23 protein-coding genes are annotated in these 26,347 nt (G+C 69.5%); 13 read left to right on the top strand and 10 right to left on the bottom strand.

Going from position 1 to position 26,347, the window contains the following annotated elements:
• Window positions 1–14 precede the first annotated feature (14 nt).
• Together AB0D93_RS35235 and AB0D93_RS35230 are read right to left on the bottom strand one after the other, a co-directional pair.
• Window positions 15–842, bottom strand: coding sequence for a class I SAM-dependent methyltransferase (locus tag AB0D93_RS35235; protein ID WP_362128690.1), 828 nt, complete (start codon window positions 840–842; stop codon window positions 15–17).
• Window positions 843–993: 151 nt separating this feature from the next.
• A complete protein-coding gene (locus AB0D93_RS35230; RefSeq protein WP_362128687.1) occupies window positions 994–1,821 on the bottom strand; it encodes an alpha/beta hydrolase in 828 nt (275 codons plus the stop codon).
• Window positions 1,822–1,968: 147 nt separating this feature from the next.
• On the opposite strand from AB0D93_RS35230, the gene AB0D93_RS35225 reads away from it, so the two are divergent.
• Window positions 1,969–2,526, top strand: a complete 558-nt coding sequence (locus tag AB0D93_RS35225; protein WP_362128684.1) for a TetR/AcrR family transcriptional regulator — start codon at window positions 1,969–1,971, stop codon at window positions 2,524–2,526.
• Between the two features lie 159 nt (window positions 2,527–2,685).
• On the opposite strand, the gene AB0D93_RS35220 is transcribed toward AB0D93_RS35225, so the two are convergent.
• Window positions 2,686–4,971, bottom strand: coding sequence for a PQQ-binding-like beta-propeller repeat protein (locus AB0D93_RS35220; protein WP_362128681.1), 2,286 nt, complete (start codon window positions 4,969–4,971; stop codon window positions 2,686–2,688).
• A gap of 348 nt (window positions 4,972–5,319) precedes the next feature.
• On the opposite strand from AB0D93_RS35220, the gene AB0D93_RS35215 reads away from it, so the two are divergent.
• Window positions 5,320–7,779, top strand: a complete 2,460-nt coding sequence (locus AB0D93_RS35215; RefSeq protein ID WP_362128678.1) for a SpoIIE family protein phosphatase — start codon at window positions 5,320–5,322, stop codon at window positions 7,777–7,779.
• Window positions 7,780–8,134: 355 nt separating this feature from the next.
• Here the strand turns inward: AB0D93_RS35215 and AB0D93_RS35210 are convergent, their stop codons facing one another.
• From AB0D93_RS35210 to AB0D93_RS35195, 4 genes are all read right to left on the bottom strand, one after another.
• Window positions 8,135–9,055 carry an NADP-dependent oxidoreductase gene (locus AB0D93_RS35210; protein ID WP_362128676.1) on the bottom strand — a complete coding sequence of 307 codons (921 nt, stop codon included), beginning with the start codon at window positions 9,053–9,055 and terminating at the stop codon, window positions 8,135–8,137.
• A 167-nt stretch (window positions 9,056–9,222) separates the two neighbouring features.
• Entirely contained in the window at window positions 9,223–9,861 is a 639-nt protein-coding gene (locus AB0D93_RS35205; protein ID WP_362128673.1) for an HD domain-containing protein, read from the bottom strand.
• A gap of 116 nt (window positions 9,862–9,977) precedes the next feature.
• Window positions 9,978–10,415 carry an MscL family protein gene (locus tag AB0D93_RS35200; protein ID WP_362128670.1) on the bottom strand — a complete coding sequence of 146 codons (438 nt, stop codon included), beginning with the start codon at window positions 10,413–10,415 and terminating at the stop codon, window positions 9,978–9,980.
• A 482-nt stretch (window positions 10,416–10,897) separates the two neighbouring features.
• The gene (locus AB0D93_RS35195) at window positions 10,898–11,479 is read right to left on the bottom strand and encodes a Type-2Aa cytolytic delta-endotoxin (RefSeq protein ID WP_362128667.1); all 582 of its coding nucleotides are present in this window, start codon (window positions 11,477–11,479) and stop codon (window positions 10,898–10,900) included.
• Between the two features lie 209 nt (window positions 11,480–11,688).
• Between AB0D93_RS35195 and AB0D93_RS35190 the strand changes: the two genes are divergently transcribed.
• From AB0D93_RS35190 to AB0D93_RS35180, 3 genes are all read left to right on the top strand, one after another.
• Window positions 11,689–12,552: an LLM class flavin-dependent oxidoreductase gene (locus AB0D93_RS35190; protein ID WP_362128664.1), complete on the top strand. Its 864-nt coding sequence runs from the start codon at window positions 11,689–11,691 to the stop codon at window positions 12,550–12,552.
• 140 nt (window positions 12,553–12,692) lie between these two features.
• Entirely contained in the window at window positions 12,693–13,529 is an 837-nt protein-coding gene (locus AB0D93_RS35185; protein ID WP_362128661.1) for a hypothetical protein, read from the top strand.
• Between the two features lie 524 nt (window positions 13,530–14,053).
• A complete protein-coding gene (locus AB0D93_RS35180) occupies window positions 14,054–15,136 on the top strand; it encodes a PP2C family protein-serine/threonine phosphatase (protein ID WP_362128658.1) in 1,083 nt (360 codons plus the stop codon).
• 51 nt (window positions 15,137–15,187) lie between these two features.
• Here the strand turns inward: AB0D93_RS35180 and AB0D93_RS35175 are convergent, their stop codons facing one another.
• Window positions 15,188–16,459, bottom strand: a complete 1,272-nt coding sequence (locus AB0D93_RS35175; protein WP_362128655.1) for a DUF418 domain-containing protein — start codon at window positions 16,457–16,459, stop codon at window positions 15,188–15,190.
• Between the two features lie 209 nt (window positions 16,460–16,668).
• Between AB0D93_RS35175 and AB0D93_RS35170 the strand changes: the two genes are divergently transcribed.
• Window positions 16,669–17,337, top strand: coding sequence for a response regulator transcription factor (locus AB0D93_RS35170; RefSeq protein ID WP_362128653.1), 669 nt, complete (start codon window positions 16,669–16,671; stop codon window positions 17,335–17,337).
• Window positions 17,334–18,446 (top strand): histidine kinase, encoded by a 1,113-nt coding sequence (locus AB0D93_RS35165; protein WP_362128650.1) that lies wholly within the window; start codon window positions 17,334–17,336, stop codon window positions 18,444–18,446. Before AB0D93_RS35170 ends, AB0D93_RS35165 begins: the two co-directional genes overlap by 4 nt.
• Before the next feature lie 70 nt (window positions 18,447–18,516).
• Here AB0D93_RS35165 and AB0D93_RS35160 read toward each other — a convergent pair whose 3' ends face one another.
• Complete coding sequence (locus tag AB0D93_RS35160; protein WP_362128647.1) at window positions 18,517–18,777, bottom strand: hypothetical protein; 261 nt, start codon at window positions 18,775–18,777, stop codon at window positions 18,517–18,519.
• Between the two features lie 214 nt (window positions 18,778–18,991).
• Between AB0D93_RS35160 and AB0D93_RS35155 the strand changes: the two genes are divergently transcribed.
• From AB0D93_RS35155 to AB0D93_RS35140, 4 genes are all read left to right on the top strand, one after another.
• Complete coding sequence (locus tag AB0D93_RS35155) at window positions 18,992–20,149, top strand: aromatic acid exporter family protein (protein ID WP_362128644.1); 1,158 nt, start codon at window positions 18,992–18,994, stop codon at window positions 20,147–20,149.
• 164 nt (window positions 20,150–20,313) lie between these two features.
• Complete coding sequence (locus AB0D93_RS35150) at window positions 20,314–20,853, top strand: hypothetical protein (RefSeq protein WP_362128641.1); 540 nt, start codon at window positions 20,314–20,316, stop codon at window positions 20,851–20,853.
• Window positions 20,854–21,120: 267 nt separating this feature from the next.
• Complete coding sequence (locus AB0D93_RS35145; protein WP_362128639.1) at window positions 21,121–21,585, top strand: pyridoxamine 5'-phosphate oxidase family protein; 465 nt, start codon at window positions 21,121–21,123, stop codon at window positions 21,583–21,585.
• A gap of 386 nt (window positions 21,586–21,971) precedes the next feature.
• Window positions 21,972–23,552 carry an MFS transporter gene (locus AB0D93_RS35140; protein WP_362128637.1) on the top strand — a complete coding sequence of 527 codons (1,581 nt, stop codon included), beginning with the start codon at window positions 21,972–21,974 and terminating at the stop codon, window positions 23,550–23,552.
• A 309-nt stretch (window positions 23,553–23,861) separates the two neighbouring features.
• Here the strand turns inward: AB0D93_RS35140 and AB0D93_RS35135 are convergent, their stop codons facing one another.
• A complete protein-coding gene (locus tag AB0D93_RS35135; RefSeq protein ID WP_362128634.1) occupies window positions 23,862–24,515 on the bottom strand; it encodes a helix-turn-helix domain-containing protein in 654 nt (217 codons plus the stop codon).
• 130 nt (window positions 24,516–24,645) lie between these two features.
• Between AB0D93_RS35135 and AB0D93_RS35130 the strand changes: the two genes are divergently transcribed.
• Window positions 24,646–25,608, top strand: coding sequence for an alpha/beta hydrolase (locus AB0D93_RS35130; protein WP_362128631.1), 963 nt, complete (start codon window positions 24,646–24,648; stop codon window positions 25,606–25,608).
• Window positions 25,605–25,820: a hypothetical protein gene (locus tag AB0D93_RS35125; RefSeq protein WP_362128628.1), complete on the top strand. Its 216-nt coding sequence runs from the start codon at window positions 25,605–25,607 to the stop codon at window positions 25,818–25,820. The genes AB0D93_RS35130 and AB0D93_RS35125 overlap by 4 nt, the downstream gene beginning before the upstream one ends.
• Window positions 25,821–26,347 lie beyond the last annotated feature (527 nt).

Raw genomic sequence — 26,347 nt, 5'->3', positions numbered from 1 at the left:
ATCGGCCCCCGACGTCACTTGGCTCGCTGACCCACACGAAGGACGCTCAGGTAACGGCGTGACGCTCGGTCGCCCATCCGGGTGCGCACGCGCTCGGCGATGGCGTCGAGCAGGCACTCACGAACGTCACCGTCGAGCCTTCGATACAGCGACGTCGAGCGAAGGAGATCGGCAAAGCCGTCCCCGTCGAACCACTGAACGGTCGGGTACCAGCGCACGATCGTCGGGCCGAACAATCCGCCGGGATCGTCGACCAGGCCCCAACCCTCGTCGGTGGTGCACACCTCGTCCTCCAGCGGCGGATGACCCCAGCCGGGGTTGCCCGGAAAGAACCGCTCGTGGAGATCGGCGGTCTCGGCGTAAACTTCCGGCTCTCCCGGCCTGCGGACAACGACGTTGCCGAGCAGCGCCATCCACCCTGCGGGACGGAGCACGTCGTACGCACGCTGCCAGCCAATCGACGGGTCGACCCAGTGCCACGAGGACGCAGCCACGAGGGCGTCGAAGCGCCGGCTGCCGTCGTCCCACTCCTCGAACGTCGACATCTCGACTTCGACGTTGCGGCAGGCGGCGGTCCGCCGGCGAGCAAGTGCGGCCATGTCTGCGCCGGGCTCGATGGCGGTCACTGAGCAGCCGAGCGCTGCCAGCGAGCGCGTCGCCTGACCGGTACCGCAGCCCACCTCCAGCACCGACGACCCTTCGTCCATGCCGGTGATGGCGCGAAGGTCCGCGAACAACTCGGCGGGGTATCCCGGGCGTACCCGGTCGTAGAGCTCCGGGACCTCGTTGAACACCCGGCCGAGGTCGTGTCGATTCGGGGGCATCTCCTGCTCGTCGGTCACGAACGCACAAGCTATGGGGCTCGACCGCGGAGACGCCATTGGGTTTACCGGCGCCCGCTGAAGCGCTGCCGCCGGTGACGCGGCTGGTGACCATGAACGCTCACCCCCGGCCCCGGGTACGTCGATCGTCGCTGATCGACCGCATTGTGTTTTAGCTGTTGCAGGAGGAGTGGGCGGGACGCCGTGCCCGCAGGGCCCAGGCGAGGGCGTCATCCGCGACGGCTTCCCAGCCGTCGTGGAAGCCGGTGCCGTGGTCACGTCCGGGCCACTCCCGGTACTCGGTGAGTGCGGCGGACCGCCGGTAGCGGCGGTGGGTCTCGCGGACGACCGCCGGCGGCACGATGCGGTCGGCCGTGCCGGCCACCAGCAGCAGCGGGGCGCGGTCGGAGTTGGCGAATCGGACCGCGGTGGCGGCACGGCCGGCGGGGGTGATGTTGGCGAAGCCCGCCTGGAACAGGGGCCGGCCCGCGCCGGGTACGGCCCACCGGGCGCGCTCGGCGGCGGCCTGGTCCGGGGAGACCGTGTTGGCGAAGGCGTAGTGGAACTGGCGGTCGGTGAGCTTGACGGTGCGGTGGCGGTTGGCGGGGTTGGCGAGGACTGGCCGGGTGGCCCGCAGGGTGGGCAGCGGCAGACGGAGGACGCCCTTGGCCGGGGCGGGGTGGAGGGCGACGCCGGCGGCCCCGAGCCCGCGGTCGAGCAGGATCTGGGTGATCAGGCCGCCGAAGGAGTGGCCGATGATGACGGGCGGCTCGGCCAGTGTGCGCACGAAGGACTCGTAGTGGTCGGCGATCTCCCTCACTCCCAGGCCGGCGGGGGCCCGGTCGTGGTCGAGCGGCTCGTGTAGCTCGGAGATGCCGGGCCAGGCCGGGGCGTGGACCGTGTGGCCCTGGGCTCGATAGCGGTCGATCCAGGGCTGCCAGCTGTGCGGGCTGAGCCACAGGCCGTGGACCAGGACGATGGACTGCGGGGACATGGTCATCACTCTTTCCTTGCTCTGTTCATACGAGACAGACAGGTCTGTCTCGTCTCTCGCCCAGAGTGAATGCGCCCATCACCTGCTGTCAAGCGATGAGACAGACCTGTCTGTTACGTTGGTCGGATGGATGCTGTGACCGACCCTGCCGCCGTGAGGTCGAAGCCTCGCGAGCGCCTGCTGGAAACCGCGTCGGAGCTCTTCTACGCCGAGGGCATCCACGCGGTCGGGGTGGACCGGCTGATCGCCGAGGCCAAAGTCCCCAAGGCCACTTTCTACCGTCACTTTCCCAGCAAGGATGACCTGGTGCTGGCCTATCTGCGGGGCCGCGACGCCGGCATCCGCGCACGGCTGGCCGCCGCCTCTGCCGGCACCGGTACACCCCGGCAGGTGCTCGACCTGCTCGTCGCCGGCATCTCCGAAGAGTCCTGCGGGCCCGGCTTCCGGGGCTGCCCGTTCATCAACGCCGCCGCGGAATACCCCGACCCGGAGCACGCGGTCCGTCGGCTCATCGACGAGCACCGGACTTGGTTCCGCGAGGCCCTCGTCTCTCTGGCCGCCGCCTGCGGACATCCCGACCCGTCCACCGCCGCCGGCACCCTGGTCATGCTGCGCGACGGCGCCATGGTCGGCGGCTACCTCGACCGCGCAGCCACCTCGGATGCCCTCGCGAGGGCCGCACACGCCGTCCTGGGCGCACCGGTCCGCTGACCTGCTTGACCTCGTCACATGACTGACTCGGTCGCCGGGCGTCCGGAGGCGCCGTAAGCCGTACGCAGCGGGTACGCGGGGGTGAGCGGGAGCAGGGGCACTGCCCGAAGACGCAGGTCAGCCGACGGCCGGGGCCGCTCTCCCGCCAAGCCCAAAAGGTCACACGCGCATCGCCCACAGTGAGCCACTGCCGTCGAGGAGAACGACCGAGTCGCCGCTCGCTACAGGATCGCTCAGGGCCGTGCTGTCGAACTGGCCTGTCCAGAGCGTGCGGCCGTGTTCCACTCCGACGATCCGCACGCTGGTCCAACGCTGGAACACGCGCGCCTGGCCTGTCCCGGAGAGCACGACGTATTCGCCGGTGGTCTGCACCCTACGAGTATCGGCGTGCCACCGGATGGTGCCGTCCGCGGCGGCCAGGCACACCGGTCCCGATCCCGTGGACAGGACGAACCCGCCGGCCACGCTGATCGTCCCCTGTTCCTCCAGGTCGACCTCTTGGTACGTACTGCCGTAGGTCCAGGTCTGCTCGCCGGTGAGGCCGTTCAGTGCGGTCGGTTTCCGGCGGGACCCCGCGGCCAGCGGGAGGAACACGGTGGTTCCCGACACCAACTCGTCGAGTGGCTGGAAGGCCCCGGTGCTGAGGGTGTCCGGTTTGGTCTTCTGGAACGGGCTCCGCCACATCACCTCACCTGTGTCCGCCTTGCGGCAGACGAGGTCGACGGGGACTGTCCTGCCCACCTCGTAGCAGAGCAGGCCCTCACCCAGGGGCTGCGCCAGGTCACCCTGTGGCTGGAAGCCGGAGCGTGTCCACAGCTTGTTGCCCGTCTTGCCGCGTACTGCGATTCCGCCGCTGCAGAGGATCAGGTCGCCGGCCAGGATCCATGTGGCGTCGTAGGGGGAGGATACGTCGATCACCCATCGCTGCTGGCCGGTGCGCGGATCGACTCCGGTCACCAGACCCCCCTCTCCGGTGATCAGCAGGCCGCTGGGCCGGTGCACATCCAGGCCCATGGCACTGCTGGAGACCGACTGCTGCCACCGGCGCTCGCCGGTGGCAGCGTCGAAGGCGTGCAGCTCTCCGCCTTTGTGATCGGAGTCCTGGGTCAGGGCGAGCAGCGTGTCACCGATGACCGTGAAGCGTGCTTCCCGGGCCCAGGCCACGTTGAGGGACGCCTCCCACAGACGCTTACCGGTGGCAAGGTCGAAGGTGTGGAGCGCGGCGGTCTCCTTGTAGTAGTGGCCGGCGGCCACATGACACCGGCCGGCGGCCAGGACGACGTCCGGACCGTCGGAGTTGATCAAGTCGATGTCTGCGATCTTCTGCGACCAGGTGACCGGGTCCCGCTCGGGGTCGCCGGTCAGGTACATCGCCGCCGCCCCGCCGGCGACCGCGACCGCCGCGAGCCCCGCGCCCCCCAGGAGCAGGCTGCGCCGGCTCATGCCTGTTCCGCCGAACGGACCGGCGGGTGCCTGGACCGTGGGTGCCGCCGCGAGACCGTCGGACCGGGAGTCAGCCGAAGGCGGTGCGCTCGCCCCGTGCTCCTCTCGGTCGGCGACGGTGGGGGTGTAGCCAACCGCGGGCACGGCCTGCCGCACACCACCGAAGCGCCGCAGCTCGTCGGCGAGCACGGCGGCCGATTCGTATCGTTCGCGCGGGTCCTTGGCCAGCAGCCGACCGACCAGGCGGTCCCACGCAGCGGAGAGGCCGGGCACGAGGCTGCTCGGCGCGGGGGGCGGATCGTGAAGGTGCGCCGTGACGTACCCGAGGGTGTCCGGGGCGTCGAACGGCGGCCGCCCGGTGAGCAGTTCGAACAGCACACACCCGAGGGAGTACAGGTCGCTGCGCTGCTCGGGGCGCCCGCGTGCCTGCTCCGGCGCCATGTACGCGGCCGTGCCCACCATGAACCCGGTGTGGGTCAGCCGGTCACCGGTAGCCGAGGCGTCGGCGGCGCGGGCGATCCCGAAGTCGAGCACCTTCAGGCTGCCCGAGGCCGCGACGAACAGATTTGCGGGCTTGATGTCGCGGTGGAGGATGCCGGCGGCATGCGCCTCACCGAGGGCGTCGCACACCTGCGCGCCCCACCGCGCCGCCTCCTCCTCGCCGACAGGTCCGCGCCGGACAACGGCGTCCAGGCCCTCGCCCCGGAGCAGTTCCATCACGAGGAACGGCGTCGTGCCCTGGCCGGTGGTCGCCTCACCGAGGTCGTGGACAGTCACGATATGGGGATGCTGAAGCGCGGCGGTGATCCGCGCCTCCCGCAGAAATCGGGCGCGCGCCTCGTCGGCCCGGCTGCCGCCGCCCGCGAGGACCGAGATCACCTTGACCGCGACCGGCCGCCGTAGACTGGCGTCCTGGGCCTCCCACACCTCCCCCATCCCGCCCTGCCCCAGCGGGCGCAGGAGGCGGTAGCGGTCAGCGAGTATCAGATCCCGGTCGTCCACGACCCCAAGTCCCCCGACGGTAAGCGGTTTTCACTCGGCAGCGTTGATCGTAGACCGTGCCCCTCCGATGACACAGGGCCCGGGCGACAGCAGACATCGCCCGTCCGCTCACGCGCAGGAGCGCGCCGGGACACCGGTGTCCGGTGCTCCTTGCGGTGCCCAGAGGCTTGCCCGACTGTCGGTGGCTGGGAAACTGCCTGATGCCGACCGGACAACCGCCGAAGCCGGTGACGTACCGGACGTAGAAGCACCGGATCACACTGCCTCGCGCCCACCTCCACCTCCACCTCCACCTCCACCTCCACCTCCAGGTGGGCTCCCGTGCTGTGACCTGCGCACACTGGATGTATGCGCAGGTTGATCCCCATCGGGGCGACGGAGCGTGAGGACCTGCTCGCGGCCGCTGTCGTGGAGGCCGTCCGGGGGACGAGCGCGTATGCGGGAAGTATCTTCCTGCGCTCCCCCGACCGTCGGTCGCTCGTCCTTGCTGCGACGTGCGGCGTGCCGCCGTCTCTGCTGGGTGGCTGGCGCCTCATCGCGGTGAGCAGTCCCATCCCGGTCGCCGTGGCGTACACGTCGGGACGTACGGTTCATCTGGCAAACGCCGACGAGACGATGCGGCATTATCCGCAGCTCGCGGTGGCCCTGCCGTATGCCTTCGGCTCCTGCTCGGTGCCGGTGCGCGCGGGTGGGGAGCTTTTCGGATCGCTGACGATCGTGTGGCCGGCTTCACCGGGCAGCGAGGGGCTCTCCAAGGCCCAGCGTCGCCACCTGCGGAGCGTCGCCTGTCGGCTCGGTGGTTCCTTGGCCGAACTCCTGGCCCGTACCGGTGATCCTGTCGAGTGCGAAGCCGGGGCGACTGCCGTCGAGACCCCGGCTTACTCGGCAGCGGCCGTGCGGGTGGGCTTGTTCGACTGGAACCTCGGCTCCGGCATCCTCAGCGTGGACGACGCGTTCTGCGCGATCTTCGGTCTCGATCCGAGCACTTTCGACGGACGTCCCGAAACACTTGCTTCGTGCCTGCACCCCGGTGATGGTGCCGCCTTCCGGGCCTGCGTGCGCGAGGCAGTGGGCGAGGGCCGGATCACCGCTCGAAGACTGCGCGTAGGGGATCACAGCGACGGCGGCGGGAGATACCGCACGGTCGAGCTGTGGGGTCGTGCGCCGGAAGCCGACGACGCACGCCCGGTCACGCATCTCGTCGGCGCGGTCGTGGATGCCCGGGCGGGCGGTGCGGCCGTCGCAGCGGTCGAACGACTGCCGGACGGGCTGTTCTCCCTGGCCCCCGACGGGCGTGTCACCTACGCCAACCGCCGTGCCCTGGACCTGCTGGAGGTCTCCGCCGACGAGGTGCTCGGCCAGTGCCTGTGGGACGTGCTGCCGTGGCTCTCCGACCCCAGCGTCGAGTACCGGCACCGCTCTGCGATGATCTCGCAGGCGCCGTCCTCCTTCCTGGTGAGCCGGCCGCCCGACCAGTGGCTCGCCTTCTCCCTCCACCCGCAGCCTGACGGGGTGACCGGCCGGGTGGTCCCCACTGCCGGTCCTTCATCGGCCGCGGCAGCCCCCGCCTTTCCACCGACGGTGGCACCCGTCACCGCACCAGCACGCTTGGGCGTCATGTACCACGTCCTGCAGCTCAGCAGCGCGCTGACCGAGGCGGTCACCACACGGCAAGTCTGCGAAGTGGTCTCCGACCAGCTCCTGCCGGCCTTCGGGGGCCAGCAGATGGCGATCTATGTGGTGCGCCACAAGGCGATGCAGCTTCTCCACCACACCGGCCACCACGAGACGTTCCTCGATTGGCTGCAGGGTGTTCCCCTGCACGCCCGCCTGCCCGGCACGGAGAGCCTCACCTCCGGTGCTCCCCTCTTCATCGAGTCCCAGAAGGATCTCGCCCGGGGCTATCCAGGCATCCCCACGGGACCGGTGAGCTCCTGGGTGTATCTGCCCCTGCTCGCCTCCGGGCGCCCGGTCGGCACCTGCGTCCTCGGCTTCGACGAGCCCCATCACTTCACAGAGAAGGACCGCGGCGTCCTGACGGCACTCGCCGGGCTGATCGCCCAGGCCCTGGAACGAGCACGGCTGTACGACTCGGAGTATGCCGTCGCGCACGGGTTGCAGCAGGCGCTCCTGCCGCACCGCCTACCAAAAGTCCCAGGTATCCGGATCGTCGCACGCTACCTGCCCGCCACCAGCGGTATGGACATCGGTGGCGACTGGTACGACGTCATCCCCACGGACAACGGGGTCTGCCTCGTCATCGGTGACGTGGAGGGCCACAGCGTCGCCGCCGCGGCCACCATGGCCCAGTTGCGTAGTGCCGTACGCGCGTTCGCGGCGGCGGGCCACGAACCCGGCGACGTGATGTCAGGCGTCAACCGCACGCTCATCGACCTCGACAGCGACCTGCTGGCCACCTGCTGCTACATCCACCTCGAAGCCCACCGCGGACACGCCTACGCAGTCACCGCCGGCCACCCCGCACCCCTGCTCCGCCTCCCCGACGGCACGGCCAACGCCCTCGAACTCGACGTCGGAACAGTCCTCGGCGTGGACCACGCCAGCGCCTACATTCCCACCCGTCTGGTTCTCCCACCCGGATCCGTCCTCGCCCTCTACACCGACGGTCTGGTGGAGAAACCCGGAACCGACATCGGCATGGGGATCGACCGGCTGCGAGTTTCACTGGCCCACGCTCGCGCGGACTCACTGGACGAACTCGCCGACCGGCTCCTGCGCCACGCCCGCGGCTCCTCCCACCGGGCCGACGACATCGCGCTGCTCGTCACCGAACATGGTCCAGCCTGATGGCCACATGACAGACGGCCGCCGAGTGGCCCCCTCGGGTGGGCCTGCCGCCTGAAACAGCGCCGACGTGGCTCGCCGCCGAGCACGGGCCGCCACCCCGCGAGCCGTGGAACAGGCAGCAGACCGCCACGTACGAGACCGGCCGGCGTGCCGTACCACCGCCGTCAACGGCTGACCGGTTCGGCCGGGAACGGCCCTCACGGCGGCGGCCGCAGCGCCTTGAAGCGCCCCCATGGCAAGGGACCGGCGCAGGCGTGGCTGTGGCGCGCCTGCCCCTCGACCGCCGTATCAGGGGCACCGATCCGGGCGGGCCCGACGAACGTTGATGCCGCTCGGTCGGCCCGCCCTCTCGCCCTCAGTCCTCGGCGACCCGAATGATCGTGCGACCGGGGACGCGCTGTCGCGACGCGAGGGCGGCGGCTGCCTCGGCCAGCGGCCGAACCGCGCCGACCCGTACCCGAAGCCGGCCGCCCCGCAGGCGCTGGGCCAGGTCGGCGAGGCGTGCGCGGTCCGGTTCCACGACGAAGAAAAGGGCCCGCGCCTCGTCAGGGCGCACGGTGGGCGGGGCGGCGACGGTGACGAGCGTGCCGCCCGGGCGTACGAGGGCGGCCGATCTGTCGAGGATGTCGCCGCCGATCACGTCGAACACGACGTCGACCTGGCCGGCGTCATCCCACCGACCGGCCCCCAGGTCGAGGAACGCATGCGCGCCCAGGTCGAGGACGGTGTTCCGGTCGGCGGAGCGGCCCGTGCCGACCACACGTGCTCCCGCTTCATGAGCGAGCTGGACGGCGATCGAGCCGACGCCGCCAGCGGCACCGTGGATCAGGACGGTCTGGCCCGCGGTGAGACGGGCGTGGTCGAACAGGCCCTGCCAGGCGGTCAGTCCGGAGATCGGCAATGCGGCTGCCACCGTGTGGTCGACGTCGGCCGGGAGCGGGGCGAGGTTGCGGGCTTCCACGGCGACGTACTCGGCGAGCGAGCCGTTGCGGGCCCAGTCGGTCAGTCCGAAGACCCGCTGGCCGACGGTGAGGCCGGTCGTCCCGTATCCGAGTTCCGCCACCACCCCCGAGACCTCGTGGCCGGGCACGCTCGGGGTGCGGTCGCGGCCGGCGCGGTCGGCCCAGGTCGCGGGCCAGGCAAGCTCTCCTCGGGTGAAACCGGCGGCGTGCACCCGCACGATGACGTCGTTCTCGGCAGCGTAGGGACAGGGAAGGTCCTCGAGGGACAGTCCCGTGATCCCAGCCTCGCGATCCCGCACAGTGATGGCTCGCACGAGCGTTCCTTCCTTGGTGTGGGGTGAGAGATGCAAGACGCCAACACGTGAGTGGATCTTCGACGGGGAACCGTCGCCGCTCGACGGCAGGGGACGGATCGGTGGGGGCGCACGCGCGGCCGCCATCATTACGACGGTGGTACGCGGTCAGCCTGGCTGCTGCCGGTTCACCGTGGCCAGGGAGCATCGATGATGCGGTCCACCATGGACGTACGGCGGAAACCGGGCACGAAGCGTTCCAGGACGTCCGCATTGATGGTCCCGTAGGTGGTGTCGGGACGGTCCTTGAGGCCCTCGACGAAAGCCTGCAGGAATTCCTTCTTGAAATCGCCGCGCGGATGAGCGGCGACGATCTCGTCCAGCCGGTCGCCGTCCAGCCTGTCCAGCCCCCAGCCGACCGCGTCGGTCAGCACACCGTAGTTCGTGGCAGCGACCTCCGGGTCCATGCGACCGGGGATCCCCGGCGTCGTGTGCAGGGCGATCGCCCTCCAGACCACCTCGGCGGCGCTCTCGGAGAACCCGCGGTCGAGCAGGAACCTCCGCGCGTGGTCGGCGCCGTCCAGCTCGAAACGCTGCTGTGCGTCGGAGAACGGGATCAAAAGGCCCACGTCATGGAACATCGCCGAGATATAGAGCAACTCGGGATCGGGCCGCAGGTCCAGCTCCCGAGCGTGGAGGGACCCGAAGAGAAATACACGCCGGGAGTGATGGAAGATCAGAGGACTCGTCCTCACCCGAAGAAAGTCCGTGGCCTCGGCGACAGCAGAGGTGTCGGGCATTTCCACCCCTGCGATGATGTCGGTCATGATATCCGCGCTTTCCGATGCGATGTGCTACTTCACCGCCGAGGTGTCCAGGGAGGCGAATCCGCTCGGCGTCGACCAGCCAGGGCCTCCTCACGCGTGACCTGACCGAACCGGAGTCATGGAGTTCGGGTCACGGGCGGCTGTTCGGTACCGCAGTGCCGGCACTTGGCAGCAGCGGCCGGCAGGTCCTCCGACAGGCAGGCCGGGCACGTCTTGACGGGCCCCGGTTCTCCAAAGACCACCGCACCGTGCCGCGCCGAATAGTACTTGTACGGCAGGACGATCAGGAAATAGACGACCGCCATGAAGATGACGAAATAGATCACCGCCGAGATGAAAGAGCCGATATCGAGGTACGTGGCCTTGTTGCCCGCCTGGCCGAGTTGCCACCCCAAGCCGACCGAATGCCTGCCCTGCGCACGCGCAATGATCGGATTGATCACAAAGTCGGTGAATGCCTTGATCAAGGTACTGAAAGCCAGTGCGACAATGAGACCTACGGCTACGACGACGACATCGCCGCGCATCAGGAAGTTCTTGAAACCCTTGAGCATTCCCGGCTCCTCGCGACAGGGCCCCGTTCGGGACCGGAAAGAACGCTACATTCTTCGGCATGCCTCGAGCGCTACGGCGCGGACATGGGAGGCACTCTTCCCTCGCCCGCCGAGATCCGCCCGCGACCGGTACGCCGATCGAATGAATGAATACGTCCAGGAAACGCATAACTGGCGGGATTCACCCGATCGCAGCCGGAGTAGGAGTCGTCCCCGCAATGATCAGCGGTCAGCAGGTCGGCATGGGGATCGGCAGTCGTCCCGCCGGGCGGGGCGTTGTCCGCAGCCGCGACCAGTTCCGTCCGCCCCGCAGCAGCTTGCCTGCGTTGCCCTGAAGGGGCCGTCGTGGTAGCCCGGTATGCGGTGCGCGATTTGGCGGCCCGGGACGGCGGGCCGTGACTGGTCGCGGGGACCTACGAGGCCCGCCCGCACGACGTACGCAGGACAGCCCCGAAGTGAAGGGGCAGGCGACGCCCGGAAGTTCAGGCCGTGTTCGCGAGCTTCTGGCGCACGACGATCGCGTTGAGCCGGACCGCGAACGGCGCGGTGTCGGTCAGACTCAGGGTCCCCACACGGGTCCTGCCGAAGCCGACGGTGACGTCGGCGCAGAACGCGACGGCGTACAGGTACGCGCCGGCTTCCTCGTCCTGGAGGGCGAAGAACAAGTCGCGGTAGTAGCTCGTGTGGTCCGGACCCTCCTCGTAGTAGGACAGTCCCGGATCGCCCTCCTGCGCCGCGAGGCCGGTGAAGGCGTCCGCGAGTTCGCGCTCGACGGTGTCCCAGAACGACGCCTGTGCCGCCTCCGGTGGGAGGGCCTGGCGGACGGCCTCCTTGAGGGAGAGCGCCATCACCAGGATCGGCGCCTCCTCCTGAAGCCCCCAGCCACGGACCATCTTGACGATTTCGCTGTCGGGAAGCATGGCTGCGGCATCGCGAATGTGACCGAAGTCGTAGTTGACGGTGGCGGGAGCGATCGCCTCCTGGAAGGCACGTCCCAGTGCCTCCGCTTGGGCAAGATGTACCTCTCCCACCTCGGTGACCGTCTTGAAACAGGCTGCCAACACCCCTCCTTAAACATTTTGTTGCATAGGTGAGGCGTCAGTATGCCCTAGCGGCGCGTCATCATGGCCCGCGGGGCACCGGTGCGACCGGCACCATGCCTGCCGGGGCGGCTGCGGATCCTCGGGAACCGTGCCTGGTCCGCAGTCTGTGGTGAACGCACCCGCACTCGAAACCAGTTGCTGCTTCGTGGCCGGCTGCGGATCCTGCTGGGATGCGCTTCTCCGTCAACATCCCGAACTTCGGTGACTTCGCCGACCCCCGAAACGTCGCGACCGTTGCGGCTGCCGCCGAGCAGGCCGGCTGGGACGGGCTCTTCATCTGGGACCACGTACTGCACCGACAGCACCAGGGGCGTCCCTTCGGAGACCCCTGGATGCTGCTGACCGCGGCCGCGCTGGCCACCTCCCGGATCCGACTGGGCACACTGCTGACACCGGTCCCCCGTTACCGGCCGCAGCAGCTGGCCCGCCAGGTGGCCACCCTGGACCACCTCAGCGGTGGCCGGGTGATCTTCGCCGCCGGCCTGGGCGGTCCGGTGGAGGACGAATACCGCAGCTTCGGCGACACCGCCGAGCCACGCGTGCTCGCCGAACGGCTCGACGAGGGACTGGAGCTGTTGGGCCGCTTCTGGTCCGGCGAGCCGGTGAACCACCACGGTCGCCACTACGAGGTCCGGGACGTGGCGCTGCTGCCCGCCACGGTGCAACGGCCCGGTCCGCCGGTGTGGATCGGCGGGTTCTGGCCGCGTCGTGCGCCCATGCGGAGGGCAGCGCGGTGGGACGGCGCGGTGCCGCTCTTCGAGACGGCCCGGCATGGTCATGTGCCCGACGTGGCGGAGGTACGCGAGTTGGTGGGCTATGTGCGCAAGCACCGTACCGCTGGGGCTGAGCGCCCCTTCGAGTTGGTTCTCGGCGGTGCCACGCCCGCAGACGGGACGAAGGCGAGGGACGTGGTCGGTCCCCTGCACGACGCCGGCGCCACCTGGTGGGACGAGCGACAGGTCCAGACCGGCCCCGACCTGGACCGCCTCCCTCCGGTGCTGCGCCGCATCGAAGCGGGACCGCCGGTGGTCTGATCCGCCGTCCGACCTTCCGCCGGCCGCAACGACGAAGTTTCACCGAAGGACTGGCGTGGCTGTTCAGCAGCCTGCAGGCTGATCCCGTGACGCACGGTGAATCTTCAGGTGGGCGCCCCAGGATCAGATGGACGCTCCGCATGGTTCTTGCTGTCCTGGCTCTCACCCTGCTGGCTCTCGCCAGCCATTGGGACAGCAGCGCACTGTCCGAACGAAGTGCTTCAACTTTGATACCCACTGCCACCGGTTTCCTGGGGGCGATCATTGTGGGGACGGCGGCATACACAAATGTGCGACGCGAGGACAGGGGGATCATCGAGGGTCGTGAACGTGTGCGTGCCGCCGAGCGCAACCTGGAGGAGGCACTGCGTGTAGCGCAGAACCAACCTGAGAACCTCCCAGAGGCCGAAGCATCCGCACAGCTGCCCGACGTAGAGGAACTGCCGCCCTTCAGCCAGGAGTTGCCCTCCCCCGCCGCAGAGCGCCCGCTGGCGTCGTCGCAGCTCACGCTGCCCGAGTTGTGGGCCGTGACCCACAGCCGGATGGATCTGTATCACGGCATTGCCACCGCTCAGTCCCACAGGTCGTTCCGCAACGCGCAGATGGCCGTGATCAGCGGCTTCCTGCTCTTGATCGTGTTCGTGGCGGTGGCCATGCAGGCAACCACCACAGCAGGAAGCGTGGTGGCGGGTGCTCTGGGGGCTGTATCAGCGGCCCTCGCGGCATGCGTCAGCCGAACATTCGTCAATTCCCAGGACATCGCTGCCACGCACCTGCGTGCCTACTTCGACCAACCGCTGGAGTTCGCCCGGTACCTCGCCGCAGAGCGGTTGATCGCAGGCGCCCAACTGACCCAGGTACAACGAGCCCAGGTGCTCACCACACTCGTACAGTCGATGGTCACCGCGCAGACGGCCCCACCTGCACCAGCAGCGCCGAACCCGCAGCAGACGGCGCCACAGCAGCGGCGCTACTAGGGCGTGTGCCGAGTCGTCATCACCCCTGGTCAGCATCGACGTGGCGACGATCCGGCTGGCCGCCCGGCGTCTCCCTGGCGCGGATCGCACCCGGCGACGCAGGCGTCGCCTCCGGCGTGCTGTCGACGGTCCGGCAGATCGGCGCCACGCCCGGTGTCGCGGTGATCGGCGCCGTGTTCTTCGCCGTCTTCGGCCTTATGACCGCCGGCCGGGCCCATCCAGCTGGCCACGCCCTCGCCATGGCGTCCGTCGGGACCATGATCGCGGCGCTCGTCGCGACGCTGCCGGTGTGTCTGTTACCCGGTGGCCGGGGTGACCGACCGTGGCTGTCCGACGCTGCCGGGGATACCGGCAGGAATCAGCGGCCGCCTGCCGTTCCCGAGCGCTCCAGACGGCGTCGGGTGGAACACCCAACACCGGGGAGGCAGGCTGTAGTCATGCGGTCGCTCATCCGCCCAGCCGGACCATCAGCGGCGGGCGGTCACAGCCGGTTCCTCTTCAGACTCACGCAGTGTGTGCCATTCGTGATCATACTGCTCGCGCTGGGGATCGAGCTTTCACCTGCGCACGCGCTGGTCACCGGTCCGCTCCTTGCCGCCATGCCGGCACTGGCCTCGCTGACGATGGGCCCCAAGGGCCCCCTTTCAGCAGCGGCCGGGGCCTTCGCCGTCACCGTCATCACGGCCACGCTCCACCACAGCTGGGGAGGCCAGGTGTACAGCAACCTCATCTCCCTCCTCGTGGTGTCCGCGGCCAGTGTCACGATGAGCAGTGCGGTGCGTACCCGCAGGCAGAGCGAGCTCAACCAGGTTCGCCGGGTCGCCGAGGCAGCACAACGGGTTCTGCTGCGGCCTGTGCCGCCCCGGCTCGGGCCCGTCCAGATGGCCTGCAAGTACCTCGCGGCAGAGACGGGTGCGCAGATCGGCGGCGATCTGTACGAGGCGGTGCACACCCGGTACGGCGTCCGGATGATCGTGGGAGACGTCCGGGGCAAGGGCCTGCCCGCCGTACGCCTGGCCGCAGCCGTGCTGGGTGCGTTCCGGGAGGCCGCGCACTACGACGAGGACCTGGCGGAGGTGGTCGACCACTGCGCGGCAGCGCTGGAACGCGAACGGGCGGCGCTCAGCGCGGTTCATCAGGCCGAGGAGGACAATCCGGCCGAGGATTTCGTCACCGCGCTCGTGGCTCAGGTGTCGGACGCCTACGTGGTCGAGGTCGTCAACCGCGGCCATCCGCCCCCGCTGGTGCTCCGCCGGGGCAAGGTGAAGGCCCTCCTTCCCGCCTGCCCCATGCCGCCCCTGGGCCTGGAAGACTTCATCACCGTTCCGCCTGCCGCAGCAGAGAGCTACCCCTTCACTCCCGGAGACCGTCTCCTGCTGCACACCGACGGCGTGATCGAGGCCCGCAGCCCCGACGGCGACTTCTTCCCCCTGCCCAAGACCACGGAATCGGTGCACACCTGTTCCCCGTCAGAGTTCCTGGAGCAGTTGCACCAGGAACTGATCCGGCACACCCACGGCTACCTGGCGGACGATGCGGCGATGCTCCTCGTTGAACGGCTCGACGAAGGCGGTGAGAGCAGGCTGCACGGCCCCCGCGCCCTGTGAAGGTGATGGGAGCACCAGTGGCACCTCGGGCGGGACGCACACGGGGTCGGCTCATCTGATGTTCCGTGCCGGTCGGGTGGCGATGTGGAGAAGCTGTTCCAGGGGACCGCGCCCGAACAGCCGGGTCCACATCATCGACAGGAGCACGGTGGCCACGATGAAGCTGACCAGCACCGTCAGCGCGGAGAGGGCGTCGCTGTCGACCGCGGCCACGTACCAGACGTCGCTGAAGAACCACAGCGCGAGGATGTGCAGGACGTACGCGGTCAGCGCCGTCGTGCCGACCGCGGCAAGGGGCGTGGCCAGGCGGGTCAGGCGCGGCATCCGTTCGGCGACGGTCAGGCACGCGGTGACCACGGCCACGGCGACGCCGGTGTTGCCGACGATGGAGAAGGTGGTCTGGCTGTGCGGTGCGGCCACCAGCAGCCAGGCGAGCGGGGGGTGCCCCGGGGGATCACCGGCTGTGTCGGACCACCACGCGGACGCTGCCGGGCCGTGCGTGGCAGCGGCGACGGTGGACAGGGCGTGCGGTACCAAACGCAGGGCTAGCCAGGAGCCGCCGTAGCCCAGCAGGGCGAGTGCCCCGCCGGTGAGCGCCAGCATGGACTTGACGCCCGGGCGGGCAAGGTCCAGCCGGGCCACGGCCATGCCCGCGATCAGGAACGGGATCCAGGTGAGCACCGGGTACGCGCCGGTGAACAACAGTTCGGTGACACCGTCCGTGCCGCTGACCCGGGCCAGCGGGTCATGGGCGGTGACGGCGTCCGCCCAGCTGCCGTCCTCGATGGCCGCTCTGCTCACGTACAGGACCTGGGGAAGGACGAGCGCGGCCGTGGCGGCGATGCACGCGAGCGGGCCGGCCCGCAACCGGTACAGCGGGAGAACGGCCAGGAAGAGCACCCCGTAGAAGCTGAGGATCACGTCGACATCGGTGTCCAGGGCCGTCAGCGCGTAGCCGAGGACCAGCAGGACGACGGCGCGGATGACGATCCTGGCCACGGCCTGACGGCCTGCGCGCCCGGTACGCGGCTGTGGTCGGCCGGTGATGATGACCAGCGAGAAGCCGGCGAGCAGGGCGAAGAGGGCGGAGGAGCGGCCACGCGCGGTCTCCAGCAGGAATCCCAGCGGGCCTCCGACGGTCACATCGGGCCCGACGTGGACCGAGAACATGCCGAAGACCGCGAGTCCGCGGGCCAGGTCGATACCGACCAGCCGCCCCGTCGGGGCCGCGCCGCCCGGGACGGAGGAGGGGGCTGGGACGCGGGCACGCCGAGTCGACGGTGACACTGGCGCCGTCTGGACCGAGAGTGCATTGCGAGCCATGCTCCATCGGTTCACCGCGATCCCGTCCCAACCACCCGGACAGCTTTCCGAAGTCCCCCCGCCACCCGGTCGGAGCCACCCCCGCCACCCGGCTTCTGCCGACCGGCTGAGGTCACGCCGCCGAACGGCTGGTATCGCGTGCCGGTCCCCCGCAGCGGGCTCCTGCGGGGCTAGGCATCGCACGGCGGCAGGCGACGAGCGGAGCGCACGTGATCCGGGTACTGGTGGTCGATGACGAAGCTTTGATCCGCACGGGACTCACGCACATCCTCGACGCGGCGGACGACATCGACGTCGTCAGGGCGGTACCCGGTGGCCGGGCCATCCGCGCGGTGCGGGAGACGGGGCCCGACGTCGTGCTGCTCGACATCCGGATGCCGGACGTGGACGGGCTCACCATCCTGACCGATCTGCGCCGCATGCCACAGCCCCCGGTGGTCGCCATGCTCACCACGTTCGACGCCGACGAATACGTGGCGACGGCACTGCGCTCGGGCGCGGCCGGGTTCCTGCTCAAGGACACCGACCCCGAGGAGCTTCCCCACCTGGTGCGCACCCTGGCCCATGGAGGGACCGTGCTGTCGTCCAAGGTCACTCGACGGGTGGTGGACGGCTATCTCGACCACGGCGTGCGCGAGCCCACAGCGATCCGCCTCACCGGTCGCCTGACCGAACGCGAACGCGCTGTTCTCGCGCTCATGGCGGAGGGTCTCGCCAACACGGACATCGGCGAGAGGCTGCACCTGAGCACGGGCACCGTCAAAGGTCATGTCACCAACGTGCTCGGCAAACTGCGGGTCAGCAGCCGGGTCCAGGCAGCCCTGATCGCGGAGCGCGCGGGCCTGCTTTCCCCAGAGCCGGGCGAGGGCGCTCGGTGAGCCCGCGACCCTCGTCGGATCTGCGGCTCGACCTCGCCCTCGTCGGGTTGGCGCTGGTCGACGCGTGGGCCCACACCGGCATCGCGGACCAACCGGCTGCCGGCTGCGCGCTGCTCGGGGCGCTCGCCCTGACCGTGCGCCGCCGCCTGCCCCTGACGACGTTCGTCCTCACGCTCCCCACGGCCCTGGTGACCGACGCGGTTCTCGCTCCCATGGCCGCTCTGTACACGCTCTCCTCGCTCAACCGCCACCGCGGCCTGCTGGCCGGCTGTGCCCTCGCCTACGCGGTCATCGACTACTTGCCCTGGCCGTGGTCGTCCCTGGACGCCACCGAACTGTCCCAGACGAACAACCTCTTCCACCTCAGCTACACGCTCGCCACCGCCGCCGCCCCCGTCTTCCTGGGCCAGCTCGTCCAGGCCCGGCGTGAACTCTCCCTGCGCCTCGCCGACATCTGCGAGGCCCGCGAGAACGAACGGATGCTGACCGCACAGAGCGTTCTCGCCAAGGAACGCGCCCAGCTCGCCCGGGAGATGCACGACGTGGTCTCCCACCAGGTCAGCCTCATCGCCGTACAGGCCGGAGCCCTCCAGGTCGGCAGCGGGGACCCCGAGACGAGGCAGGCCGCGGCCACGATCCGCCGACTGAGCGTGCAGACCCTGGACGAACTGCGGCACATGGTCAGCGTCCTGCGCGCCTCCGGCACCAGCCCCACCGAGCTCACCCCGCAGCCTTCCCTCGCCGACCTGAAACGCCTGGTCGACGCCAGCGGTATCGAGGCGGAACTGGAAACCGATCTGTCCGACGACATCCCGCCTACGGTGCAGCGCGCCGTCTACCGCACGGTGCAGGAGGCGCTCACGAACGTCCGCAAGCATGCCCCCGGTGCCATGGCGACCGTGCGCATCACACACCGTGGCGACTCCCTGTGCACCACTGTCACCAACACCGCCCCCACCCGGCGCGCACTGTCCCTGCCGAGCGCCCACCACGGCCTGGTCGGTCTGGCCCAGCGGGCCCAGCTGCTCGGCGGCACCGTCACATCCGGCTCCACCGCCGAGGGCGGCTACGAACTCCACATGGAACTGCCGGTCGAGCGCACCCGCTGACACCGAGCGCTTCGGTCGGCCGGTGGATTCGCCCACGCATGGGTGCCGCGGTCCAGGCGTTCGCCGGGTCTCACCGAACGTGACTGCCGGAGGGCGCGAACATGGCCAGCTGGTCGCTGATCCAGGGGTCGAACATCGCCAGCTGGTCGGTGATCCAAGGGTCGAACATCGCCAGCTGCCCCGCGACCCACGGGTCAGGGTGGTGGTGCGCGACCCGCGCGTCCGCCTGAGAGGTGGCCGCAGTCGCGGAGCCGCCGGCGGCCAGGAGGGCACCTCCCACGAGTACAGCGGAAATGCCTGCACGAGAAATGCGCCACATGATCTTCTTCATTGTCTTTCCTCCTTGCGTGGAACCGCCGTTGCTCCTGCGCCATGGAAGCTACGCCCCTCCAGTTGGTTGAACAATAAACTACTGCGGTGAAACAGGTCACTCGCACGGGGCGGGACCGCCGCGGCACCGCACACACCCGAGACTCAGCGGTGTCCGCGGGTGAGAGTGGCCGACATCACGGCCAAAAAGGGCAAACAGTGCCACCATCCATGTCGTGCAAGATTCAACCATCCCCTTGGGGCGTACGGCGGCGGCCGTCAGGGAACTGCTGCGTACGCTCACCCGCCGGATCATCAAACCGGCCGACCATGTGGTGCACGGCGTCAAGACCGTCATCGCGGCCCTACTGACCTGGGCCGTCGTTGCTCCATGGGCCCCCGGGAACCAGCCCTACCTGGCGGTCGCCACAGCCGTACTCATGGTCAACGCCTCCACGGTGTACCAGTCCGTAAGGAAATCAGCGCAAAGCGTGGCGACAAGGATCGCCAGCCTGGTGCTCGCCCTCGCGACCACCAGACTCCTCGGACCGACCATGGGTGCCGTCGCAGTCATTGCCGTCATCGCGGTCCTGGCCGGCCCCCGCCGCACCACCGACGACCGTCTCCAGGTCGCCGCGACGGCGGTGATCGCATTGACCGCCACCGCGACCGACCCCATGGGCCATCTCCTGTCCCCCGTCCTGCAGACACTCACCGGCGCGGCCGCGGGCATCGCGGTGAACGCCCTGGTCCTGCCTCCCCTGTATCTGAACGAATCCGGTTCCGCGGTACGCGACCTCGCCCACGCACTGGGAGCGCTGCTGCAGGACATGGGTGCCGGCCTCGCCCGACGACAGCTGACCTCGGACGCGCACGCCTGGCTGCACCAGGCCCGCAACCTGGACAAGCGCCTCACCCAAGCGGAGGAACAGGTACAGCAGGCCGATGAGAGCCTGCGCTGGAACACGCGCTGCGTCGCGCACACACGGCGCAAGGACATGACCTACACCGATGCCGACGCCTTCCAGGTCCTGCGCGGCGTGTCGATCCAGGTTCGTGGAATCGCGCGCACCCTCACCGACAGCGCCCACGACGACCACGCCGATCACCATCTGGGGCAACAGTTCCTCGACCGGTACGCCGAGGCCCTGCAACTGGCCGCGGCAGCCGTACAGGGATTCGTCCAGGCCCGCCCGGTGGCGGACACCGCGAACACATCTCCCCGGGAGCGGCTGCGCAGAGCGATCGACGGGACGCTCACCTGGCACCATGCGATGACCGACATGATCGGTCAGGGCAGGCTCACCAAGCCAGGCGCCTGGCACGTCTACGGCTCGCTCATGACGGACGTGGAACGACTGCTGAGCGACCTCGACCGCGGGGACGTCCACTGACCGGGCGAACCACCCGGGATCCGCCCGCGTACGGCTGTCGACCTGACCGGCGTGCTCCTGCCGGCGACCTGGCTGCTGCTCGCGAGGCGCTGTTCGGCCCGCTTTTTGGAACCCGTCGGTGTGTGCGGGCGGCGGTCGGCCCCTTTCGGGTTGAAACTGAAGGGGTGAGCATCAGTAGCGAGCGTCCGGTGACTGCTGAACAGGTCAATGCCGCGTTGGTCGCTCTCGGCGCTCAGCCGGTCGCTGATCCAGAGGCCCCGCCCGAAGGGCCGCAGGAAGAGAACCGGCTGCATCTGCTGGGGTGCCTGCTGGCGAAGACAGAGCTGGAAATCACCGCCGCGACGCGTCTGACGGAGGAAGAGGAGATCGAGGACGTCCTCGACACCATGCTCGGCTGGTCGGAGCAGGTCGGGCCTGACCCGGGTCTTGCGGTCAACGTCCTCACGAACCGGCTGCACCGCACCGCGATGCAGGTCGCGCCCGACGCGGAGGAACTCCCACCGGGCCGGGAGGCTTCCTTCGCCGCCGCCATGACGGCGGTGTATGCGCTCAGCGCCCAGGTGCATGCGGAGAACGGTGACGTCGAGGGAACCCGACGGGCTCTGGGCGGGGCGGAGGAAGCCCTCATCGACATCCTGCAGGGCATGCACGACCTCCGCGTCGCCATTGGAGACGTGGCCGGTCTGGAGGAGGAAGAGGGCTGACCCGCCCACAGCTGCGGCGTTCGGTCCTGCCACTGCGTCGTCAGCCGGGTCACGGCGACGCGGGCCGTTCCCACGCGTCTCCTGTTCTTCAAAACGACGCTGCCGTCACCCAGTCGGGCGTCTTCAGGTCGTTGCGGAAGGCCTTGAACCGGCGGCCATTCGACGGACACGGCCGCCCGTCGTCCATGCGCACCGCGGGAACCGCGCTGACACTGGTGCGGCATCGAAGCTCGGCCGTCAACAGTGGGTCACCCTCAGGCGAGGTACATGATGGGAATCATTACACCGGACATGCGCGGGATCATCGACAGCGCGAAGCTCGCGTTCGTGGCGACCGTCTGCGAGGACGGCTCCCCGAACCTGTCGCCCAAGGGGTCCCTGCGTGTCTACGACGACGACCACCTGGTGTTCATGAACATGGCCTCGCCCGCGACGGCGGCGAACCTCAGGCGGGATCCCCGCCTCGAGGTGAATGTGATCGACTTTCTCCTCCGACGTGGCTTCCGGTTCAAGGGAACCGCTGAGCTCCGTGGTGAGGGCGACCCCGTGTACACCTGGTCCCGCCAGTGGGTGCTGGACACGCACGGCCCCTCCTATCCCTGTCACGAGGCGGTGCTGATCCGGGTGCAACGGGCGCTGCCGGTGGATTCGCCCGCCTACACCTTCGGGCACTGGAGCGAATCCGACCTCAAACGTGCCTGGGCCGAGGCGTACGGCGTAGTACAGGGGTAGGCCGTCCCGAAGGCAACGCCAGCACGTCGTGCCGTCGACCTTGTTGATCGCGCTGTCGCTCAGCGTCGGCGCCTTCGTGAACGGCCGGTTCAGAGCGTGGGGGTTGCGTCGCCGAACCGCGCGCCGCACCAGACGTGGAAAGCCGTCGTGGCGCGAGTCACCGTGGGTTCAAATCCCCTGTCTGCTAGGGAAGTTGACGGCAGCCAGCTGGACCATACGTGCACGGGCCGTCATGGGGACGTCTCCTGTCGGCGACCGCGATCCCCCGGCGTGTGCGCTCGCCCCAAAGGGCCGTGCGAGGCCGGCCGCGTCCCCGGTCGCGTCGTCGGCCGGCACCCAGGGCGCGGCAACGCGCGTGTTAGCCTGGGGCCATCGGAAGTAAAATCGTGAGTCCGTCGCTGACTCACGGGCACACGCGGTGTCTGACGAGCCGCCACTTCTTCACATCGAAGGAGTGTGCAGTGAATCCCCGTCGTCACCGTGAAGTTGTCGAGAATCTCGATACACCGACCAAACCTCCTCGCTCGCCACGGTCCCTCCAAGAGGCATGGGCGGCCATCGCCGGCCTTTCGGCCGTGTTCCTGTTCGAGATGCTCGACAACTCGATCCTCTACGTCGCACTCCCCACCATCGGGCGCGAGCTGTCCGCCTCGGCGACCGCGCTGCAGTGGGTCACCAGCGCGTATGCCGTCGTGTTCGGCGGCCTCATGTTGGCCCTCGGCGCGCTGGCCGACCGGGTCGGCCGACGCAAGATCATGCTGGTCGGGCTGGTACTGCTCGGTGTCACGAGTCTGACCACCGTGTTCGTCACCACGGCGGAGCAGCTCATCCTCGTCCGGTCGGCCATGGGCATAGCGGCCGCGATGACGACGCCGGGCTCACTCGCCCTGGCGTTCCGCCTCTTCGATGACGACGGGCTCCGCGTCCGTGCGACCACACTCATATCGACGGTGGGCCTGATCGGGCTCGCGGTCGGGCCCACGGCAGGTGGTTTTGTACTCGCCTTCACCCCGTGGCAGGCCTTGCTGCTGGTGAACGTGCCGATCGCCGCGCTCGCGTTCATCGGCATTCGACGCGGCATCCCCGTTGACCGGGCGGACGACCTGCACCGCGATCCCATCGATGCCGCGGGTGCGCTGCTCGGCACCGCGACGATCGTGCTGGCGCTGGTCGCCCCGACGCTGTTCGTCGAGGCGGGCACCGAGTCGTATCTCCCGTGGCTGACCACGGCGGCAGCCATCGTGACGGGGATCCTCTTCGTGGTCCGCGAGCGCTCGACCCGCCACCCGCTCCTCGACACCAAGCTCATTGCTCACCCCCTTGTCTCGAGCGGCCTGGCGTTCAAGGGGGCGGCCGGACTGGCCACCGCCGGCCTCGGCTACCTGGTGACGCTGCAACTGCAGCTCGACTGGGGGTGGACGCCGGCGCAAGCGGCCCTCGGGATGCTGCCGCAGGTCGTCGTTCTCATCGCCGGCGGTGCTGTCATCGGTCCGGTCGTCAAGCGCGTCGGTCTCGACAAGGCCGCCTGGCTCAGCGCCGGAGCGGTTGTGTGTGGACTGGCTGCCTACGGGCTGCTCAGCCGCTTCGGGTACCTGTGGGTCGCCCTCGCACTCGTGCTCAGCGCTGTCGGCATGCGCGTGGTCGGTGTCGTCGCCGGGACGAACGTGATGCGTGGCGTCCCGCAGAACCGCACGACGGTCGGCGCGGCGCTGGTCGACACCGCCGGCGAAGTCACCACCGGAATCGGCGTCGCGGTCAGCGGCACCATCCTCGCAGCGTTCTTCACCGGCGACATCGCCACCTCGAGCTGGACCGCCCACCAGACCGCGGACTTCCACGAGGCGGTCACGTGTGCCGGCCTCGTACTGACGGTCGTAGCCGCGGCGCTCGTCGGATGGGGCATCGTCCGTGCCCGCATCGCCGACCACGCAACGACGTCGTCCGCCGCCGATGCGAAGTCCGAGTAGTCATCCCTGACGACCTCCTACCGCGCCTCGTCTTCGACGGCAGGCCCTTGTGGAGGACCAGGAGCGCCTGCGGAACAAGTGGGGTGCGAACCGGTTGAGGTTCGCACTATTGCTGAAGCTCTTCGAGGGGTGGCCCGGTTCCCGGGAGACGCCGGGGAGAGCCCAATGCCGGCGGTGACGTACATCGCCCAGCGAGTGAAGGCGGTACGACCGCATCGACCCCGTCGGCCGCTGCTCGTGCACCCGGCCTCGGGCAGCGAGCCTGCGGCAGTGGCGCGCCCCGACCGCATCGCACGCCTGATCGGCGCGTCAGGGGATCTGGGTCTCGATGTGGGCGAGTTGGGCGGCGAGGATCTCTTCGAATGCGGTGCGGCGATCTGCTCCGAGGGGACGGATGTCGCGGGCGAAGTGGGCCAGGGCGGGGAAGCGTTCGGGGTCGGCGCCGAGCACCGCGACACGGAACTGCTCCATGCCCTGTTCGTACTCCTCGGGGGTGATGGTGCTGATACCGGCCTCGGAGGCGATCAGCGCGGCGAGGAGGATCACGATGCGGTGGTATCGCACCGGGACCTCCTTGTCGGGCAGGCCGGACGCGCGCAGGGCCTGCAGCAGTTCCTCCATGACCAGTCGGGATCCGGTGCCGCCGGACCCATAGCGTCCCCACACCGAGGCGAGTTGGGGTTGCTCGCCGAAGGCCTCGCGCAGGCGCAGAGCCAGGGAGGTGATGCGCTGCTTCCAGTTGCCCTCAGGGCGGTAGCCGTCCATGGCGGTCAGCAGGATCCGGTCGGCAACCGCGCGCAGCAGTTCGGTCTTGTTGCGGAAGTGCCGGTAGAGGCTGGAGGAGTCGGTCCCGAGCGCTGCGGCGAGTTTTCGCACGCTGAACGACTCGGCGTCGCTCGTGCGCAGCAGTTCCACCGCCCTGTCCAGGATCTCCTCGGTCGACCATCGCCTTCGGCCAGTCATCTCGCCCCTCTCGTCCGGGACTCAGCCTAGCCTATGCACTTGTTGATGCACGCACTGCGTGCATAATGAGGGCAACGCACTGTCCGGCCACAACGACACCCGGCATCCGGCCGGGAGGGGAGTAGGACACATGAGCGAGACGACTAGCGCGCCACGACCGCCCGAGCCCGACTTTTCGGTGATAACGACCGAGGAACTGCGCGCCTACCGCGACGCGGAGAACCGCTTCCGGGCCTCCGGCGCGGCGCGGACGATCCTCGGAGAGCCGGACACCGGAGCCGCGATCGTCTGGCAGGAGCTCGCCCTGCCCGGCCGCGACCTACCGGTCCGGGTCTACCGGCCGGCCCGGAGCGGAGACGACGAAGCCGCAGCCCGACCCGACCTGCCACTCGTGGTGCATGTCCACGGAGGCGGCTTCGTGGGCACGGCGGTGCAGTGCGACTGGACCAACAGCCACCTCGCCGCAAGGCTGCCCGCCCTCGTCATCTCGGTCGAGCACCGCCTCCTCACCCCCGACAGCCCACTCGCGAACGCCGCCGACGATGCCTGGGACGTGCTCCAGCACGTGATGCGGCACGCCGCCCAGTGGGGTGTCGACCCGGCGCGCACGGCCGTCTTCGGCGAGAGCTGCGGCGCCCTGATCAGCGCGCTGACGGCCATCCGGGCCAGGGAGGCCGGCCTGGAGCTCAAGGCGCAGGTGCTGGTCAACCCCGCAGTCGAAGTGACCGAGACGATGTTCGACTACCCCTCGATCGCCGAATACGCATACAGCCCGCCCCGGGCCCTGCCTCAACTCCGGCTCTTCCAGCGGCTGTCCGTCCCGCCGGGAGCCGACGCCCGCGCGGTCTCGCCGCTGTATGCGGACGACCTGGGCGGGCTCGCCCCGGCGCTCGTAGTGGTGCCCACCCAGGACGCGATCGCCGACCACGGCCGCCGCTACGCCGAGCAGCTGCGCGAGGCGGGAACCCTCGTGCGGCTTTCCGAATACCCGGGAGCAAAGCACGCGTTCCTCGCCATGCCCGGCGTGGAACCACAGGCCGAGGCCGCCCAGGCGGAGATCCTCGCGTTCCTCCGCGCGTCCCTGGCAAAGTGACGGAGGAGCCGGCGTCCTGCTGCTCGCGGCGTGGCAGCGACGTCGTCCCCATCCCCGGCAGCTCCCGCCGCCCCCACCTGCGCGACAACCTGGCCGCCCTCGACCTGCACCTGACCGCCACCGACCTCGGCGACATCGACGCCACCGTCCCCGACACCGGGGCCCAAGGGGCCCGATACGGCGACCACGGCATCGCCCTGATCGACCAATGAAGAACAGCGCCGTGATGACGAACCCACCCCGCGCACGAGAGCCGCTCGGAACGAGGTACGCGGGCCTTGCGCCCGCTGTCGCGACAATCGCCACGCACGTCGACCGCGGCACCACCCACCTGACGGACGACCGCATCCGGGCCGACTGTCCCAGCTACGCCCCAGGCGCGAGTCGACTCACGGAGTGCTCGACGCCTTGCCCGGCTCACGACGGCCTGAGCAGTCAAGGAAGACAAGCGGTAGGCCCGGCCCGCCGCGACCGTGATGTTCATGCTCGGCACCAGCATCGGACTGGCCGGGCTGCTGACCAAGGACACTCCGACGCGACCGGACTGCCCCCCGGAGCTGGGCCGGCCCGGGATGAAACCCCTGCCTGGCGGGCGCCGTCGCCGTCACACTGCTGTGGAGAAGACTGCGCCTGACGCGACGTCGGCTCCGTTCGGCTCCGCGCGGGCGCCCCGGGGGGGGCGCCGCCCAACCCCACCAACCCACAAAAGCCCAACAAAAAAACTAAAGAACACCCCCCC

The organism is Streptomyces sp. NPDC048191 (assembly GCF_040652655.1).
GTDB lineage: Bacteria > Actinomycetota > Actinomycetes > Streptomycetales > Streptomycetaceae > Streptomyces.
This window is presented reverse-complemented; position numbering and strand designations above follow the sequence as displayed.

Bases quoted from the DNA above. Each gene is read 5' to 3' on its own strand.
- AB0D93_RS35230 (WP_362128687.1), bottom strand. From the start codon at position 1,821: ATGACCATGTCCCCGCAGTCCATCGTCCTGGTCCACGGCCTGTGGCTC.
- AB0D93_RS35215 (WP_362128678.1), top strand. From the start codon at position 5,320: ATGCGCAGGTTGATCCCCATCGGGGCGACGGAGCGTGAGGACCTGCTC.
- AB0D93_RS35205 (WP_362128673.1), bottom strand. From the start codon at position 9,861: ATGACCGACATCATCGCAGGGGTGGAAATGCCCGACACCTCTGCTGTC.
- AB0D93_RS35200 (WP_362128670.1), bottom strand. From the start codon at position 10,415: ATGCTCAAGGGTTTCAAGAACTTCCTGATGCGCGGCGATGTCGTCGTC.
- AB0D93_RS35190 (WP_362128664.1), top strand. From the start codon at position 11,689: ATGCGCTTCTCCGTCAACATCCCGAACTTCGGTGACTTCGCCGACCCC.
- AB0D93_RS35185 (WP_362128661.1), top strand. From the start codon at position 12,693: ATGGTTCTTGCTGTCCTGGCTCTCACCCTGCTGGCTCTCGCCAGCCAT.
- AB0D93_RS35175 (WP_362128655.1), bottom strand. From the start codon at position 16,459: ATGGCTCGCAATGCACTCTCGGTCCAGACGGCGCCAGTGTCACCGTCG.
- AB0D93_RS35160 (WP_362128647.1), bottom strand. From the start codon at position 18,777: ATGAAGAAGATCATGTGGCGCATTTCTCGTGCAGGCATTTCCGCTGTA.
- AB0D93_RS35145 (WP_362128639.1), top strand. From the start codon at position 21,121: ATGATGGGAATCATTACACCGGACATGCGCGGGATCATCGACAGCGCG.
- AB0D93_RS35135 (WP_362128634.1), bottom strand. From the start codon at position 24,515: ATGACTGGCCGAAGGCGATGGTCGACCGAGGAGATCCTGGACAGGGCG.
- AB0D93_RS35130 (WP_362128631.1), top strand. From the start codon at position 24,646: ATGAGCGAGACGACTAGCGCGCCACGACCGCCCGAGCCCGACTTTTCG.